This window comes from Lentzea albidocapillata subsp. violacea, from assembly GCF_900100275.1.
Taxonomy (GTDB): Bacteria; Actinomycetota; Actinomycetes; order Mycobacteriales; family Pseudonocardiaceae; genus Lentzea; species Lentzea violacea.
Genome location: NZ_FNET01000031.1, coordinates 26,736 through 43,545, shown reverse-complemented (window position 1 = coordinate 43,545; position 16,810 = coordinate 26,736). Strand labels below are relative to the sequence as shown.

At 65.4% G+C, this 16,810-nt stretch carries 14 protein-coding genes; 9 read left to right on the top strand and 5 right to left on the bottom strand.

Annotated features, from left to right (window positions below):
• The first annotated feature begins 44 nt into the window (after positions 1-44).
• The 6 genes from BLR21_RS38440 to BLR21_RS38415 are packed head-to-tail and all read left to right on the top strand — an operon-like array spanning position 45 to position 7,776.
• Entirely contained in the window at positions 45-1,778 is a 1,734-nt protein-coding gene (locus BLR21_RS38440; RefSeq protein ID WP_090014685.1) for an ATP-binding cassette domain-containing protein, read from the top strand.
• Complete coding sequence (locus BLR21_RS38435) at positions 1,775-3,559, top strand: ATP-binding cassette domain-containing protein (RefSeq protein ID WP_090014683.1); 1,785 nt, start codon at positions 1,775-1,777, stop codon at positions 3,557-3,559. The genes BLR21_RS38440 and BLR21_RS38435 overlap by 4 nt, the downstream gene beginning before the upstream one ends.
• Complete coding sequence (locus BLR21_RS38430; protein WP_090014681.1) at positions 3,556-5,103, top strand: class I adenylate-forming enzyme family protein; 1,548 nt, start codon at positions 3,556-3,558, stop codon at positions 5,101-5,103. The genes BLR21_RS38435 and BLR21_RS38430 overlap by 4 nt, the downstream gene beginning before the upstream one ends.
• Positions 5,103-6,332, top strand: coding sequence for a type III PLP-dependent enzyme domain-containing protein (locus BLR21_RS38425; protein WP_090014679.1), 1,230 nt, complete (start codon positions 5,103-5,105; stop codon positions 6,330-6,332). Before BLR21_RS38430 ends, BLR21_RS38425 begins: the two co-directional genes overlap by 1 nt.
• Positions 6,329-7,531, top strand: coding sequence for an acyl-CoA dehydrogenase family protein (locus BLR21_RS38420; RefSeq protein WP_090014677.1), 1,203 nt, complete (start codon positions 6,329-6,331; stop codon positions 7,529-7,531). Before BLR21_RS38425 ends, BLR21_RS38420 begins: the two co-directional genes overlap by 4 nt.
• Positions 7,528-7,776, top strand: a complete 249-nt coding sequence (locus BLR21_RS38415) for a phosphopantetheine-binding protein (RefSeq protein ID WP_090014676.1) — start codon at positions 7,528-7,530, stop codon at positions 7,774-7,776. Before BLR21_RS38420 ends, BLR21_RS38415 begins: the two co-directional genes overlap by 4 nt.
• Positions 7,777-7,783: 7 nt before the next feature.
• On the opposite strand, the gene BLR21_RS38410 is transcribed toward BLR21_RS38415, so the two are convergent.
• Entirely contained in the window at positions 7,784-8,338 is a 555-nt protein-coding gene (locus BLR21_RS38410; RefSeq protein ID WP_090014674.1) for a GNAT family N-acetyltransferase, read from the bottom strand.
• A 397-nt stretch (positions 8,339-8,735) separates the two neighbouring features.
• Positions 8,736-9,770 carry a tetratricopeptide repeat protein gene (locus BLR21_RS38405; protein ID WP_090014672.1) on the bottom strand — a complete coding sequence of 345 codons (1,035 nt, stop codon included), beginning with the start codon at positions 9,768-9,770 and terminating at the stop codon, positions 8,736-8,738.
• 91 nt (positions 9,771-9,861) lie between these two features.
• On the opposite strand from BLR21_RS38405, the gene BLR21_RS38400 reads away from it, so the two are divergent.
• Positions 9,862-10,143, top strand: coding sequence for a hypothetical protein (locus tag BLR21_RS38400; protein WP_090014670.1), 282 nt, complete (start codon positions 9,862-9,864; stop codon positions 10,141-10,143).
• Between the two features lie 34 nt (positions 10,144-10,177).
• On the opposite strand, the gene BLR21_RS44250 is transcribed toward BLR21_RS38400, so the two are convergent.
• Positions 10,178-10,735 carry an integrase gene (locus BLR21_RS44250; protein WP_256335209.1) on the bottom strand — a complete coding sequence of 186 codons (558 nt, stop codon included), beginning with the start codon at positions 10,733-10,735 and terminating at the stop codon, positions 10,178-10,180.
• 303 nt (positions 10,736-11,038) lie between these two features.
• Between BLR21_RS44250 and BLR21_RS38390 the strand changes: the two genes are divergently transcribed.
• The gene (locus BLR21_RS38390) at positions 11,039-13,039 is read left to right on the top strand and encodes a DUF6119 family protein (protein ID WP_176929989.1); all 2,001 of its coding nucleotides are present in this window, start codon (positions 11,039-11,041) and stop codon (positions 13,037-13,039) included.
• Positions 13,040-14,921: 1,882 nt separating this feature from the next.
• Here the strand turns inward: BLR21_RS38390 and BLR21_RS38385 are convergent.
• Positions 14,922-16,151, bottom strand: coding sequence for a tyrosine-type recombinase/integrase (locus BLR21_RS38385; RefSeq protein WP_090014667.1), 1,230 nt, complete (start codon positions 16,149-16,151; stop codon positions 14,922-14,924).
• The gene (locus BLR21_RS38380; RefSeq protein ID WP_256335208.1) at positions 16,151-16,369 is read right to left on the bottom strand and encodes an excisionase family DNA-binding protein; all 219 of its coding nucleotides are present in this window, start codon (positions 16,367-16,369) and stop codon (positions 16,151-16,153) included. Before BLR21_RS38380 ends, BLR21_RS38385 begins: the two co-directional genes overlap by 1 nt.
• Positions 16,370-16,542: 173 nt before the next feature.
• Between BLR21_RS38380 and BLR21_RS38375 the strand changes: the two genes are divergently transcribed.
• Complete coding sequence (locus BLR21_RS38375) at positions 16,543-16,809, top strand: helix-turn-helix domain-containing protein (protein ID WP_090014665.1); 267 nt, start codon at positions 16,543-16,545, stop codon at positions 16,807-16,809.
• The last annotated feature ends 1 nt before the right edge of the window (position 16,810 follow it).

Below are 16,810 nucleotides of genomic sequence, written 5' to 3'. Positions count from 1 at the left end.
GGTTGCTCTCTCTACTTGTGCCACATCGTGGTCTCCTCGCGGCGATGCTGGTGCTGCACGGCTGTCTGGCCCTCATTCCCGCAGCGACCGCCTTGGTGACCGGCGTTGTGATCCGCTCGCTGCCCGTCGGCGCGGACAGCAGCCAACTCCTCGCCGCAGTGGTGTGGCCCTTGGCGTTGCTGGCTCTGCTGCTGCTGGCACAGCAGAGCTCCGGCCCGTTGCGCGACGGCGTCGAGACCGCGATGGCCGGTGCCGTGGACGGTCGCTTCCGCCAGGACGTCCGGCGTCTCGCCATGGCACCGGAAGGGCTGGCCCACCTCGAAGACGCTGAAGTGTCGGCAGACCTCGACCGTGCGGCCGACATCGGCGAGGGGTTCATCCGCAGTCCGGGAGCCGCCGCGGTCGGCCAGATCGTGTTGTCGTTCCGAGTTCTCACGGCCCTGCTCGCGGCCGGGGTGGTGGCAAGGGTCAGCGTGCCGCTCGCGGTTGCGATCCTGGCGGTGTCCATCGCCACTCGCGCAGTCATCCGGCACCAATGGCTGCACCTCGCGCATGTGCGCGACGGACTCCAGTCCACGCTCGGCGAGGTCAAGTACTGGAACGCACTGAGCCTGTCCCCCTCCGCAGGCAAGGAGATCAGAGTTTTCGGGCTGGGCCGGTGGGTGTCCGACCGGCGCGCCGACGCGGCACTGCGGTGGGGATCGCCGATCTGGCGAACACGCCGCGGCGTCGTGTCCCGGCAGCACTGGACCTACCTGATGGTGTTCTCCGCAGCGTCTGTGGCTCTCCTCGTGCCTGGGCTCCGTGTGGTCGACGGCACACTGCCACCTGATCAGCTCGTCATGTGCGTGGTGGCGGCTTGGGGAACGTTCGCGATCAGCTCCATGGGGCCGGAGGCGTTCGCCATCGACTACGGGCTCGGTGCGGTGCGGGCCCGCGCACGCCTGCGGCACCGCCTCAACGGCCCGCAGGCATCCGCGAGCGACCGGCCAGTCACCGACCAGGCGCCGCGCATCACGGTGTCCGGCCTCAGCTATCAGTACCGCGGCGGAGGTCACACCGTTCTCGGCAACCTGTCCTTCCACGTCAGCGCGGGGGAAGTGGTGGCTCTCGTGGGTGACAACGGCGCAGGCAAGACGACCTTGGTCAAGTTGCTCACCGGCCTCTACCACCCGGACTCCGGTCGCGTCGCGATGAACAGCTCCGGCACGGCGTGGACAGGCAAGACCACCGCCGTGTTCCAGGACTTCGTGCGGTACCCGCTGTCCCTGGCCGAAAACGTCGCGCTCGGTGCGGCCGAGCACCGGGGCGACCGCGACGCTGTTCGTGCCGCGCTCGATGCGGCGGGAGCGGGAAACCTCGTCGTGCAACTGCCCCAGGGCATCGACACACCGTTGACGAGCGGGCTGGCCGGAGGCGTCGATCTGTCAGGTGGGCAGTGGCAGCAGGTCGCGCTGGCCCGTGCCGCGTTCGCGCTGGCCAAGGGCCGCCGCTTCCTCATCCTCGACGAACCCACCGCGCACCTCGACGTGACCGCCGAGGTGTCGTTCAACCAGCGGATCACGGAACTCGCTCGTGGCGCGACCGTGTTGCTGATCTCCCACCGGCTGTCCACAGTTCGCCACGCCGACCGCATCCTCGTGCTGAGCGAGGGGCGGATCGCCGAACAGGGCTCCCACGACCAGTTGATGGACGCGGATGGCTACTACTCGCGAATGTTCACTCTCCAGGCGAGCGCCTTCGTCTCAAGCCCGGAGAGCGAGGGGATCGGGGCATGAAGGAACGGTTTGACCTGTGGCGCCTGCTGATCGCCCTGAACTGGCGGGCGGACCGCAATTCGGTGCTGATCATCGCAGCGTTGGTCCCTCTCGACGCGGTGGGCATCGCACTGACCGCACTCGGGCAACGTCACCTCATCGACGCGGCGGGGCTGGGAGTGGTCACCGGGGTGATCGCGGCAGCGGCTCTCGGCGCCGGCGGCTACCTGATCACGAACGGCATCAACCGCAGCACGGCCAACCTCCAGAACTCCCTCGTCGAACGAGTGGACGTGCTGGTCAACGACGAGGTGTCCCGCGCGGTCAACGGGGTGCCGACCCTCGCCCACCTGGAACACCCTGACTACCTGGACCGAGTCTCGACGCTGTCGCGGGGGGCGCGGTCACTGGCCTTTGCCTGCTGGAGCTTGGTAGGCACCGCGACGGCGTTGGTGCAAGTGGTGCTGTCGCTCTGGCTGCTGTTCGACGTCCATCCAGCGTTGCCCGCGCTGGCCCTGTTCGCACTCCCTCCACTGTGGACGGCGACGTGGTCGGGTACGCCGATTCGCCGCGCACGAGCGGCCAACGCGGAGGGACTGCGGCTCGAAGCGCGCCTGCACGGCCTCGTCGTGGATCCCCGTACCGCAGGGGAACTGCGCATCTCCGAGTCGCTCCCCCACGTCGATGCCCTGGCCGCACAAACGTGGGATCGAGCACGGCGGACGATGTTCCGGGCACGCCTGGCCGCCGCCGGGTGGCAGTTCGGCGGCTGGGCGGTGTACGCGGTGGGCTACCTGGGAGCGCTGCTGCTCTGCATGCACTTCGTGGCGACCGGCCGGGCAACCCTCGGGGACCTCGTCCTGCTGCTGACCCTCACCGGACAACTACGCGGACAGGTCGGCGCTGTGGTGGCCGAGGTCTCCTCGATCCACGACGCAAGGCAGAACATCTCCCACCTTGCCTGGCTGCGCCGCCACGGGGCCGCACAGGAACAGCCGGGCACACGTCCCGCACTCGACCGCCTGGCTCACGGCATAGACCTGACGGACGTGGAGTTCCGCTACGAGGGATCCGGACAGACAGTGCTGTCAGGAATGAACCTCACGCTCGCGGCGGGCACCACAGTGGCGCTCGTCGGAGCCAACGGTGCGGGCAAGACCACCCTCGTGAAGCTGCTGACCGGTCTGTACCGACCCACCGGTGGCACCATCGCCGTGGACGGACACGACCTGACTGAGATCGACGGTGAGCATTGGCGTGGCCGCTGCACGGCCGTGTTCCAGGACTTTGCCGAGTTCCACGTTCGTGCACACGACGCGGTGGGCATCGGTGACCTCGACCGGATCAATGACACCGACGTGGTCCAGGCCGCCATCATCCGCGCTGGAGCGCTGCCGGTGGTGGAAGCACTTCCGGACGGGCTGGAAACGAAGCTGGGACCCCCCAACGGGTCCGGGCTCTCCCGCGGCCAGTGGCAGAAGATCGCCCTGGCACGCGGCGCCATGCGCCCCCACGCGGTGCTCACGGTTCTCGACGAGCCGACCGCCGCCCTCGATCCTCAGGCCGAGCACGAGGTGCACCAGCGCTTCAGCGAAGAGGTGGCGGTCGGCGACGGAAGGATCGTCCTGCTCGTCTCGCACCGCTTCTCCACGGTCCGCATGGCTGACCGAATCGTCGTGCTCGACGGTGGCCGGATCACCGAGCAGGGCACCCATCAGGAACTGATCGACCTCCAGGGCACCTACGCACGCCTGTACCGGATGCAGGCCGACGGGTACCAGTTGTCCGGAGAACCGCGATGACCCGCGACGAAGCCGCGATCGTCGACACCGCGGAGTGGAACCTGCTGCAGGCAATCGACCTGCCCACCGCCGTGGTCTCCGGCCCGCTCGGCGGGTTGCTCGACGCGCATGTCCGGCGCTCCTCCTCTGCCCTGGCGGTGTCCGACGGGACTAGGCGGATGACATACGCCGAGTTGTCCGAGCACAGCGACCGGTTCGCGGGCTGGCTGCGCCGGATGGGGCTCCGGCCGGGTGACCGCGTCGTTGCCAGAGCCGAACCCACCGTCGACTTCGTCGTCGCGCTACACGCGGTTCTGCGTTCGGGCATGACCCTGGTGCCGGTCCACCCCGCCCACACCGGACATGAGCTGGAGGCCGTCGTCGCCGACGCGGATCCCGCGCTGGTGCTGATCGGAGACGACGACCCGGCGCCGGACAGCATTCCCGCCTTCACCCTTGCGGCAGCGGCAGCGGCGTCGGCGTCGGCGGCCGTCACCAAGCCGGCACCACGCGCCGAGCCGACCGGTCCGGCGTTCCTCCTCTACACCTCGGGAAGTTCGGGACAGCCCAAAGGTGTCGTGTGCGACCACATGCAAGTGCGGACCGCGCTTGGCGGGATCGCACACCGGTTGCGGTACCGCAACGACGACGTGGTGTTCTGCCGGTTGCCGCTCGCCTTCGACTACGGGCTCTACCAAATCCTGCTGTCCGCACTGGCCGGCGCACATCTGGTGCTCGTCCCCGGCGACACCACCGTCGACCTGGCCGCGCTGGTGAGCCGGACCCGTGCGACGGTCCTGCCCGTCGTGCCCACCCTCGCCTCGATGATCCTCGCACTGGCCCGCCGCGGCCCGGATCTCTCCTGTGTCCGGCTGATCACCAACACTGGCGAGTTCCTCGGCCACGAGCATCAGCGTGCATTGCTCACGGCCATGCCGGCCGCGGAACTCTCGTTGATGTACGGGCTGACCGAATGCAAGCGGGTGAGCGTCCGAGCACCGGCGCGGCATGAACTCCCGGCCGACACGGTCGGTTCGCCACTACCTGGCACCGGGGTCGCGATCCTCGACGACACGGGCCGCTCGTTGCCCTGCGGTGAGGTCGGTCAGATCGTCACCAGGGGACCGCACGTGACCTCGGGCTACTGGCGCTCACCCGAACTGACCGCGCAACGCTTCGCTCGATGCCGCACCACCGGACGCAAGGTGCTGTTCACCGGGGATTTCGGCCACATCACAACGGAAGGCGAACTGGTCGTTCTCGGCAGGCATGACGACCAGTACAAGGCGGCGGGCATGCGGGTCAGCGGTGGTGAGGTCGAAGCCGCTGCCTCCGGCATCCCCGGCGTTCGCGGGGCCGTGCTCATCCCGCCGCGTGCGGGCCGCGGTGCGGTTCTGTGGGTTGAGACCGCGCTGGCGACCGGCCGAGTCGTGGCCGAGCTCCGCCACCGGCTCGATCCCGCGAAAGTACCGCGGCAGGTTCAGGTGGTGTCGTCGTTCCCGTTGACCGCCAACGGAAAGCTCGATCGCGCCCACGTGCGGTCCTGGACCGGGGAGGAGTCGTGATGTCGCTCCAACGCTGGCAGACGCCCGCCTACGTGTACCGACTCGATCGCATCCACGCCGCCCATGCGGCGCTGCGAGCCGCACTACCTGGCCCCAGCGACCTGTTCTACTCGCTCAAGGCGAACCCGCATCCGGACCTCGTCCGCGCCCTGGCCGGGATGGGTTGCCGCGCCGAGATCAGCTCACCCGGCGAACTGCGGAACGCGCTCGACGGTGGCGCGCGTCCACAGGATTGCTTGTACACCGGTCCCGGCAAGACGACTGCGGAGATCGCGTACGCCCTCGACGGCGGGGTGCGCAGGTTCTCGGTGGAGTCGATCGGGCAGTTGGCCGCCCTGTCGGACGTGGCGACAGCCAAGTCGATCGAGGTGTCCTGCCTGCTTCGGGTGAGGGCCGAACCGGGATCGGGCTCGCTCACCATGTCGGGCCGCCGTTCCCCGTTCGGCATCGGGCTCGCCTACCTGCTCGCCCACTTCTCCGAGTTCATGCACGACCAGAACGTCTCCGTCGAGGGACTGCACTTCTTCCCCGTCTCGGCAGCGGCCGACGAACCTTCGTTGATCTCTTCCTTCGAGACGAGTGTTGTTGCCGCGCAACGAGTCCGCGACGAGACCGGTTGGGAGCCGAGCCTGCTCGACCTGGGTGGCGGCTTCGCCGCGCCGTACGGCGTCCCCGGCGGCCTTCCGGTCTACCCCGCTCTGCGCGATCGGCTCGAAGCGTTGCTGGATGAGGCTTTTCCCCATTGGCGTTCCGGAAGTCCGCGGATCGCGTTCGAGTCCGGCCGATATCTCGTCGGCACCTGCGGTGAACTCCAGTGCGCAGTCACCGACATCAAGTCCGACGGGGCTGCCACCGTCGTCGTGCTCGATGCCGGAATCAACCATCTCGGCGGGCTGTCCGGGTTGGGCAAGCTCCTGCCCCTTCGCACCCAACCTCAACGGCTGGAAGGCACCGGCGAGACCGAAGCCGACTCGGAACCCGTCGATGTGGTAGGACCACTTTGCACTCCAGCCGATTTGCTCGCGAAGAACGTACGAATTCCAAACCTCTCAACGGGCGATGTCCTGCGCATTCCCAACGTGGGTGCCTACGGCCTGACCGCCAGCCTTGTCGGTTTCCTCGGCCGGGACCTCCCCTTGGAGGTCGTGCTGGACGGTCCGGACGTCATCTCGATCTCGACGCTCAGCCTCCAACGACACCCCGTCGTGCTGAACGGGGAGAATCGATGACGCCCACATTGACCGATGCCGTCCGCACCGTCGCGGACATCGCCCGTACACATGCGTCCGATGTGGACGTTGCGGGCCGCTTTCCGGTGGAAGCGATCACAGCAGCGCGGGACAAGGGGCTGATGGGAATCCTTGTTCCCGTCGAGCACGGCGGGTTCGGAGGGAGCCTGCCACAGCTGGTCCAGATCGCCGGCACACTCGGTGGGGCGTGCCAGTCGACCGCCGCGGTATGGGTGATGCACTGCCAACAGGTGGACGCCCTCGTCCGGTTCGCGTCGCAAGAACTGCGCGATGAACTGTTGCCGCACGTCGCCTCCGGAAATCTTTACCTGGGATCCGTGACGACCGAGAGGTCGAGCGGCGGACGGCTGCTCACGGGCGGGAGCGCACTCATCGCGGAGAACGACGGCTTTCAGCTGCGACGTGATGCTCCGATCGTGACCGGCGCCGCGCACGCCGACGGGTTTCTCGTGAAGGTGCGCAGCGCTCCGGATGCGGCGCCTAGCGATCTGAGTCTCGTGTACGTGCCTCGGGACCAGCTCCAGTTGGAGACGACCGGCGGTTGGGACGCGCTCGGCATGCGAGGTGTGGAAAACCTCGCGGTCACCATGACAGCGCCAGTGCCGCCGGCGCACATCGTCGGTGGACCGGGACGGTTCGGGGAGATCGCCGTCGAATCGTTCGCACCGATCGCCCATCTGGGCTGGGCCGCGACGTGGCTCGGCGCCACCCGCCGATGCTGGGCCGAACTCCTGCCCCTGCTCCGGGGACGGACGACGAGCGCAGACCCTCGCGATCCGCTCACCGCCGAACGCATGGCACGGGTGCGCGGCAGGCTTGAGGTCGTGAACGCCTACCTGCATGCGGTGCTCGCAGAGGTCGGGGAAGAGCGGCGACGAGAAAGGTCACTGGGACACGCCGCGATGCAGATCCACCTCAACACCTTGAAGGTGCTCGCCGCCGAGCAGTGCACCGAAGCCGCCCGCGGCATGATCGAGCTGGCCGGCCTGGACCTCGGCTACCGACGGGACTCACCGGTTGCGCTGGAACGACTGCTGCGCGACCTCACCGCAGCGAGCCTGACCTACTCGGACACGCGATTGCTCTTGGCCAACGGAGCCCTCAGCGTGCTCGACCCGCACGTGCGGCTTGCCGGCGGCCCGCCGGACACGGCAATTTCGACGAAGGAGGATCGGTGAGCACACCGTGGGAAGACAGGTTCGAGCGAGTGCTTCGCCCACATCTCGTGCACCTGGACGAGGGGTCTGGTATTCCGGCGGATCGGAGGCTCATCGAGCTGGGCCTCGACTCCCTGTCGGTGGTCAACCTGCTCATGGACCTGGAGGACGAGTACGGCATCGGTTTCCCGGACGACCAGCTCAACGCCGAGACGTTCGCGACCGCCGGGCGGCTGTGGACCGTCCTCTCCGAACTACGGGTATAGCGCGCGATCAGTACGCCGTTCTCCCGCGGCTCAACGACAGCACGACCATTTCAGTGCCGTCGTCGTACTGATACCTACCGATCACGGCCCAACCCTGGCTCTCGTAAAGCTTGCGAGCAGGCGCGTCGGGGTGGGTCGCGAGCCACGCTTTGCCGTGGCCGTCGACGAGTCGCTCCAGCAACACCCTGCCGAGACCTTGACGGCGGTGCGCCGGATCCACCATCAGCTCCACGACCTCGAGCGCGGGTGCGGTGAGCAGGCGATGGTGCGCGGGGTCCACGCCGCCATAAACCTTGGCGTAGAAAGGCCGATCCTGCACCACAGCTGCGGTGGGCCAGCCGTAGATCAAACCGGCCAGTCTCCCACCGTGCCAGGCCACGAACCCGCGCGTGCCGGGCTCGGCCATGTCCTGCGCGAACCGGACATCGGTGTATCGACGGATCTGCTCCTCGGATTCCAGGTAGGGAGGCTCTGTGAAGCACAACCGGTACAGCCGGAACGCCTCGTCCCGGTATCGGATCAGTGTGGCCGCGTCAGCGGCGGTCATCATGTAGTCGGTCATCGGTCCGCGAGGTCAGGAGTGCGCCGTTGGACACCCGGAGTGAAGCGTGGCGCAGGGCGGCGGGCACGGCTTGTACCGAACACAAGGATAGCGATCGCGTTGGTGGCGGCTTCGTTCCCGCTCACCGCTGCGGGGCAGTCCCGGACTCGCACCGGTTCCCTCTTGCGACAACCGATCTGAATGATCAGCCGAACCAGCTAACGCGGCACAACACATGGACACCGGAAGCGATCTTGTACCTACATGCTGTGGACGTGCCGCCCGGCCGGGACGGGCACAGGTACCCGTTGATGTGAGCAACGAGGCGAGCCGTTCAAGCCGTCGACGGCCGGCATGTATTCGTCCATCCGTCGATCTTCCTGGCGACGATCTTACGCTCCGACGGCCCGCCAGGGCGTCAGGACCCGACCCCGGCCTCGATACGGCCCTCCTCTGCTTCCACTTGCAACGCCTCGTCTCCACCGGCCACATCCATGGCCTCGTCCAGCAACCCGATCGCGGCCACGCGGTCGGTCACAGCCGTGGCACAGGCTTGCGCGACCAGGGCGGACACGAGGTACGGACACCGCTCCTCATCCGTGAACGCAGCCAACAACCTGACCGCTTCTTCTGCAGGCGCAACAGCCCTGGAGTGGTGGCCCGCGTTGGACCACATGTTCGCGTGGTGGGTCAACGCCTCCGCCAGTTCTGCTACGGACTCGAACTTCGTGTTCAGCAGCGTCCGGCGGAGCTCAACGGCCTTGCTGGCCAGCTGTGCGGCCTCGTTGAAGTCACCGAGGTGTGCCGCGTACGCGGCCGCGTTGAAGCAATCCACTGCCAGGTCGTCCAACTCATCGACATCAACGTCGCCTTCGCGAACCTTTTCTTCGAGCAGACCGATTACCTCTTTGGTAAGCGGCAATGCGACGTCGTACCGCTTGTCGCCGACAGCCGACCTCACAGCGTTGCGCAGAATCGGCGTGAATACGCCGTCTAGGTCACCACGGCCCTCCGCGATCACGGACCGGTAGAGCTCAACGGCTTCTACTCCATCCTTGGTCGCCCGGTGGAAGTGGCCGAGGCAGTAGGCAACGCCCGATGCGGTGTGCAAGGCGTCGGCCAGCTTCTCTTTCAGTTCCAGGCTCTCTGAGCGGACCGCACTTCGAAGCATGCCGACCGCCTCGGTCGCCAGGTCGAGTGCCGATTCGTCATCGTCCAGACCGGACAGAGCGTTCGCCTTGCCTACCAGCGCGGCAGCGAGTTCAGGCTCGAACTCCTCAGGCCGCGGCTCGGCCAGCTTGCGGTAGATGCCAGCTGATTCGTCGTAGGCGTCCAAGGCTTCATCGGCTTGGCCGTTGTGCAAGAGGTCGATGCCGAGGTTGTAGAGGGCGTCCGCCAGACCCGCGAGGTGTTCGCCTGGTTGCCTCGTGGCGAGGCCTCTGAAGATGGCCACGGCCTCGACCGCGTGCTTGAGCGCTTCCTCATGACGCTCCGTGCCGCGGCAACGATCCCGCGTTGGTCAATGCTGTCGCGAGAAGCACGTCATGGGTTCGGCCATGGCGAACAACGAGAACACGGGCAAGCTGCACCGCCTCCTCACTCAGCTCGACACCCAGGTCAGTTCGACGGAGCTCCGCGTATGCCGCAGCAATCTTGCTCAGGGCGTTGACGTGTGGGGCGCCAAAACCCGGCCCGATAGATCTGACCTGCGCATCAAGCCGCTGCAGGTTCGTACTCTTGATCAAGCCGCCGAGTACTCGCCGACGACGTACCTATCCGGACTCCACGACAGTGGTTGTATGGGACAGATAGCGGTTCAGCACTGACTTCAGGTGGTGCTCGTTGATGATCAGCAGCCGGTCAGTGAGCTCGCGTCTGACGGTGCCGACAAACCGTCCGCATAGCAGTTCGCCCAGGGGCACTGCGGCGGATCTTCACGACAGCGATCCCAACGTCTGCGAGAACCGAATCGAACGACGCCGTGAACTGGCCAGCTCTGTCACGAACCGGGAATCGGAAATCGTTGGCCCGATCGTCGAGCCTTATCAGGAGGTTGCGGACCTGCTGGGTGATCCACCGCGCGTAGGGGTTGATGGCAGTACCGAGGACGTGGACATAGCGCCTGCCGACCTCCATCACGAAGAAGACGTACATTCGCTTCAAGGTGACCGCGCAGTCGACGTGGAAGAGGTCGCACGCCGGCATGCTCGCCGCCTGAGCACGCGGGAAACGCCGCCACGACGTGTCGGAGTTCCGGGTCGGCGAGGGCGGCATTCGCAGACGCCGGAGCACTCGACGGACAGTTGACGCGGACGTTCGGTGGCCGAGCTTGAGCAGCTCACCGTGAATACGGCGGTACCCCCAGGTGGTGTTATCCCGCGCCATCTTCTCGATCAACTCCACGACAATGTCGTCCACCGGAGGACGACCGGCCTGGCCCGAGTAGGTCCACTTCTTCGCGACCGATGCGCCGACGCCACCGCAGCACGGTGCCGGGCGACATCAGCCGATGATCCCGCAAACTCGTGCCGTAACACGAGCAACTCCACGTCCTTGGCCGCCGAGGACCGACAGAACAGAACCCACCAACCAACAAAGCCGAACAAGGACGAAGTACAACAGTCGGAGCGCGACATTCACGATCCTGCCGCTACGGCGACGGCGGACGATCACCGCAGCTCATAGCGATTGCAGAGTTCTGGCACCGCACAGGCCTTCGGCGTGCTCTACGACCACCGCACGGGCACGCTGTTAAAGCTTGCTTCGACAACCACTCACCAAGGCAAGATCCGGCACTTGACGCACCGGGTGCGCAGCTTGGCCTCAGAGGGCCGGAGGGTTTTCAGAGCGCACCACCAGCACACCATCGCTGACTGGCGTGGCCTTCCGGTTCCACGCTGCGACGAGCTTGTCGCTCAGGGCAACCTGCAGGAGGAGCAACCCCTTCTTCCACCCGGTAGTGGAGCACTCTTCACCCGCACAGCCCATGACACTGAGCCGAATGACACAGAGCATCACTGTGTGGAGCCAGAGCACCTCGCTGAAGAGGAACTTGCTGCGCCGTCGGCCGAAACGCGCAAAGTGAGCCTCTACCAACTGACCGGCAGTGGCGACCTTCGCGAATGCGTGGCGTTGAAAGCCCTTGAAGAGGACAACGAATTCGAGATCGACGAGGTCCGGGTCGGTGATCAGACCGGATTGCTGGTGCACGGCTGGTCCGAGCCCGAGGAGGTCGGCTGGAACTCCATGGTGCGGACACTTACTGGAGTTGATCTTCGCTACGAACGCACCGTGGCGTCGGCTGCCGTGTTTGTCGAGGTCGACGAAGTGATCTATGTGGTCACGTTCAACCAGGGCTGGCGACTTGTCCGGGACAGCCGCGTCAACCGGTCGTTCGGCATCGACTTCGCCGTGCGCGTCGTGGACGACGACGAGATCCAGCAGATCACCCGCTGGGCATTGAGCTCGAAGTCCCGCATCGACCGCAACGCCGTGCCCAGTGGCCAGGGCTTGTGGAGCTTCGGCCTGCGCGAGCACGCCGAACTGGTGCGTGAACTGGTGGCCAAGGCTCGAGCCGACCTGCCGGTCAGCCTGACCCACATGCGCCCGAAGGCCCACCGGCGCAACCCGCGGCTGCGCCTTGAGTGCCGCGACGGCTTGAAGCTCCCGCTGAGCGTGGAGGGGTCAGGCCTGATCTCCGATCTGCGCGAGATCAACAAGGTGCTAGCCGAGTGCCCGGTCGTCGAGGCGCTCGCGCCGTTGCAGTGGGTCAAGCGGGTGCCGGCCGGCGACGAGCGTCGTGAGCGTCTCGAGCTCGCGGTGGCGGAGTTGCTCGCGGGCGAGGTGCCCAGCGGCGAGGTGGGCATCTCCTACCCGGCGAAGTACTTCGACGGACCTGACGTGCACCGGTACCGCGGCACGATCAACGGGACGAAGATCGACACCGACGACCTGACCCTCGATCACATCGCGCTGCCGCTGCGGTCCACACCTGCGGAGAGTCGGCTCCATTGCCTGCGCACCGGCTACATCGACGGCTACGACGAGCACGGCAAGAAGTCCAGCGACGGGATGGCCGCGCTCCAGTGGATCGCAGCCGAGGTCGATCTGGAGAAGGGTAGGCACATCCTGCTGGACGGCGAGTGGTTCGTTCTGGGCGAGCAGTACGTCGCTCACGTCGACTCGGTGGTGCGCAAGGCATTCGCCAGCCCACCTCCCTGGAAGCTGCCGGCCTGGAACCTCGCGCCGCCGAACGATGAAGGCAAGATCCACGAAGGGGCCTACAACGCTTACGTGGCCGAGAAGAACAGCGGCAGGTTCATCTGCCTGGACAAGAAGCTCGTCACGACGCGCGCTCATCCACGCGGTTTCGAGGCCTGCGATCTCCTCGGCCCTGGTGACGCGCTGGTCCACGTCAAGAAGACCAGCTCCAACACGGGCTCCAGTCCACTGAGCCATCTGTTCGCTCAGGGCCTCGTGGCGGCCGAGAGCTTCACGGACGCGGCGACGTGGGAGAAGTTCCGGCAGCTGGTCGCGCTGCAGGACAAGAAGCGCGCCAGGAAGATGGGGCGCCGGCCAGGCAGTGTGGTGTTCGCAATCCACCGCTCGGACAAGACGCTCACAGCCGAAACGCTGTTCACCTTCGCGCGGTCCACTCTCGTCTCGGCCTGGAACACCTTGAGCACTTACGGGATTCCTGTGCACATCGCGGTCATCGATTAACGATTGCCGGAAGGTTCAGCCGCATCGCCTTGGTCAAAGCTGATACCACGAGGGGAACATTCCCCTCGTGACACCGGCCCGAAGATCGAGCCACTGCACGACGCGGAGCACGTCTGACAGATCGTTCGTGTCAGCTCCTGGCAGGAGCACGGGTATCAATGACCGTTTGTCCCTGAGAGAGCAGCAAGACGACGTGAAGCACGTGCTTTCCATCCAACTGTCGTTTTGCTAATCAGCGTCCTGACAGCTGGAGCAACACACTAGGAGACAATCATCCAACCGGCACGGCTTGGTGGGCCAGTCGATGCGCCGGGCCCACTAAGCCGTATCCGCTAGCTGAGCAGCGTATGCGCGGCGATCAGTGCACATGCCATAGCACCCGAGGCCAGCGATCACAGCTCCGGGCACATTGCCGTTCGCCAAAAATGTCAAGAAACCCGCGACAATCCCGCAGACGAACGCGATGAGCAGAATTACCGCCGTACGAAGACTAAGAAACTCCGGCGCCGCCGGAACAGCAGCCGCGTGCTGCGGGCACGTACTTGCCCCTGCGCGGGGATTGCCGGAGGAAGAGATCGAGCCACTGGCCATTTGGTGCTCCCATCTACTTTACCGCATGCCTCAGCCACTTGCTGAGATCACCTGGGCAAAGTTCACCGAAATGGGAACGCCATCTTGCGACGCGGCTCCAGCATGCCATGACGAGGTTCGCCGGGCAAGTAAGCCATCAAAAATCGAGCACCATTCGATTCGATTGCCTTATGACTCCGGAGCTTCGCGCCCGCAGCATCCGCTCCTCGATAGTCGCAGCCAGTGGCCAGGGGCCGATGGTCCGTACGAGGATTCGACTTGTCCTTCCGCCATCCACAGAGCTCGTCGCTACCGTCCGCCAGGACGTACACGTGGCAGTCAAGCTTTCCGAGAAGCCGACACAGGCCAATGACCCAGCTCGAACTAGGTGCTTCAGCACCGAGGGTCGAGCGAGCAGTCGTAGCCAACAGACCAATCGGTACCAGCTCCACGGAGGCTAAGCGCAGCAGGGACAAGGGAACGGGGAGGTGTGGGCGGTTTTAAGGGTTCTCGCCTCGGTACAGCGTGACGCTCAGCCCTCGGCCGCGGCGATGAAGCGCCCAGAGCAGAATGTGGACGCACCAAGCACAGGAGGAGACCCAGGTGGGCGAAGAACTGGTTGTCACGATCAGGAACGCCATGTTCGACGGCAACTACAGGCCGCCAATCCACGTCGCACGCCGCATCGCGGCACTGATGGTCAACGAGAAGGCCGAGTACACCGACGTCAACCACACGCCACAGGACAAGTCCATGAAGGGGGTCGGCGTCGTCCTGACCGCAACTCGCGTGATCTACGCAAACTGGTCGACGCCAAATGACCACCACGGCAGGACCGGCACGGCGGTGGTGACAACCTGGGCTCGAAAAACTTTGATCAAGGCGGAGATCAAGGCTGGCGACACCAACGCCGACCAGGACTGGTCACAGGCTAGCGGGAGCGAATGGCCGCACGGTGGGGCCCTGAACCTTGAGTACGAGGAGTTCAGAGTCCGATCGAGCTGCCTCTCAGCCAGGATGAGGGAACCAGAAGCCGGTTCTTTGAGCTTATCCCTGAGCTACTTAGCGACCTTGGCCGCTAGCTGTCGTACAGCAGCGAAGTACAGCAGCCGTGCCGATCGAGGACGACCGCGAGCGACCCGCACAGAACCTCTGACCTCGACAAAGACCGCAGTTGACCTTCCTGCCGAGAGTTCACACCGAAGAGGTCACTGGTTCGATCCCAGTATCGCCCATTGCAGGTCAGAGGCCCGGAACCATTCAGGTTCCGGGCCTCTGCCGTTGCCGTACAGCAGCAAAGTACAGCCGCACCTCAGCAGTCGAGGCTTTCGCTCAGCTGCTGTAGCGCTTTCCGTGTCGACTCGTCGGAGACCTCGGTGTAGATCTCCATCGTGACCTTCATATTCGCGTGACGCAGAATGCGCATCACCACCCGAGGGTGCACGTTCAACTCCGCGAGCAACGAGGCGCAGCTGCGCCGGCCGTCGTGCACCGTGATCTTCGGAACTCCCGCTTTCACGCACCGGCGATCCCATGATCGGTTGAAGTTGCGAGGCTCGATCGGCGTGCCGTGCCGTGTGGTGAACATCAGACCGCTTTCGTGCCAGGCCACGTCCGCGTCAGCTCGATCCGCTGCACGCTGCTTTCGCCGGAGCCGGACAGCCGTCGCTGCGATCGGCGGCATGGGCAACGTGTCGTCCGAGGCCGCCGTCTTGGTCTCTCGGTGCAGGAGCTTCCCACCTACCCGTTGAAGCTGGTAACCGATGTCGAGAACTTGCTCGATCTCGTCGGCAGCGTCCTCAGGCAACCCGAGCACCTCACCCTTGCGCATGGCCATCGCGATCACCAGCACGTACGCGGCGTAGAACGGATCGTCGTCCTTCCGAGCCGAGACCAGGAACGTCTTGGCCTGCTCCGTCGACCACCGGTTGCGCTTAGGCTTGCGCCTGCCCTCCCCGGCCCGCCTGACCTTGACCAGCTTCATCACGTTCTTCTTCAGGAGGTCCTCGGCCATCGCGTGCGTGAGCGCCGACCGCAGGCAGGCCCTGATGTCGTTCAACGAGCGGAGCGACAACAACTCCTCACAGCACTTGCCCAGCGAGCAGCACCGCCGCTTGTCCTCAGCACGCCGTGCGTCCTTGCCCTGCGAACAGCACTGGCAGGTTCGTGCGAGCTTGTTCATCCAGAGCTGTCCCTCCCGCACGGTGAAGTTGAGCGGCCTCTCCCCCAACTCCGGCACGATGTGCACTCGCACGAAGGTCTCGTAGGTCTTATGCGTAAGCGGCGCGAGACTGGGCTTGACGATGTCGTCCAGCCACCCGTGGAGATATGGTGCGAGCTTGGGCACCGAGGAGGTCACCGTGCCTTCGTTCGCCTCGTTCTGAAGCTTGACCCACTTGGCGTGGACGGTCTCCCGGTCCGGCCCGTAGACCCACTTCCGTTTCTTCCCACCGGACGGCGTGGTGATCCACACATAGGCAGCGAAGCCGTTCTTGTACGGGAAGATCGAGCCTTCCCCGTTCTCCCGCGCCTTGCCCGCCATCAGGCCGCCTCCTCGACGCGACGCGCGATGTAGTCATCGACCCACTCGGGCAGGACCCGCCGATTGCCACCGTCTTTGACGGACCGGATCGCGCCGGAGGCAACAAGCATCTTGGTCTTGGAGAGGCCGTAGCCCAACAGTTGAGCAACTTCCGCCACCGTGTACCACCTAGGCCTGATTTCGCTTGTCATGTCGCTGTCTCCCATCTGCAAGATCACCATCTCAAGGTGTCATCTGTGAAGTATAGGTGATACCTGAATTTTCTTGGTATTAGCTGGAACAGGTGAATGATCGAGTTCGACACGCCAGCGAACTGCGCCGAAACGCTTCTCCAGATCGGCGAGACTGACGCTCGATCCGCTGTGGACCACCGCGGTTGACCAACTGAGCAATGAAGGGTGCTGAACGAGTGCAGATCAGCTGGCGGCTTCGCCACGTGATGGCCGAGCGCGAGGTATGGAGCGGCGCGCAACTCCGCCGGCTCCTCGAGGAACGCGCCGACTTCCGAATCTCGTCAGCCTCTGTCTCAGTCCTGCTCAACAACCAGCCCAGTCAGGTCAAGTGGGAGACCTTGCAGGCGTTGTGCACGGCCTTGCAGTGCACGCCGAACGATCTTTTCGGGGTCGCGTCCCCGAGTAGTCCAGTCGAACCAAAGTGAA

What these genes read in the sequence shown, in the direction of transcription:
- BLR21_RS38375 (WP_090014665.1), top strand. Translation starts at nt 16,543, where the DNA reads ATGAAGGGTGCTGAACGAGTGCAGATCAGCTGGCGGCTTCGCCACGTG.
- BLR21_RS38385 (WP_090014667.1), bottom strand. Translation starts at nt 16,151, where the DNA reads ATGGCGGGCAAGGCGCGGGAGAACGGGGAAGGCTCGATCTTCCCGTAC.
- BLR21_RS38430 (WP_090014681.1), top strand. Translation starts at nt 3,556, where the DNA reads ATGACCCGCGACGAAGCCGCGATCGTCGACACCGCGGAGTGGAACCTG.
- BLR21_RS38435 (WP_090014683.1), top strand. Translation starts at nt 1,775, where the DNA reads ATGAAGGAACGGTTTGACCTGTGGCGCCTGCTGATCGCCCTGAACTGG.
- BLR21_RS38440 (WP_090014685.1), top strand. Translation starts at nt 45, where the DNA reads ATGCTGGTGCTGCACGGCTGTCTGGCCCTCATTCCCGCAGCGACCGCC.
- BLR21_RS38400 (WP_090014670.1), top strand. Translation starts at nt 9,862, where the DNA reads ATGGGTTCGGCCATGGCGAACAACGAGAACACGGGCAAGCTGCACCGC.
- BLR21_RS38425 (WP_090014679.1), top strand. Translation starts at nt 5,103, where the DNA reads ATGTCGCTCCAACGCTGGCAGACGCCCGCCTACGTGTACCGACTCGAT.
- BLR21_RS38420 (WP_090014677.1), top strand. Translation starts at nt 6,329, where the DNA reads ATGACGCCCACATTGACCGATGCCGTCCGCACCGTCGCGGACATCGCC.
- BLR21_RS38410 (WP_090014674.1), bottom strand. Translation starts at nt 8,338, where the DNA reads ATGACCGACTACATGATGACCGCCGCTGACGCGGCCACACTGATCCGA.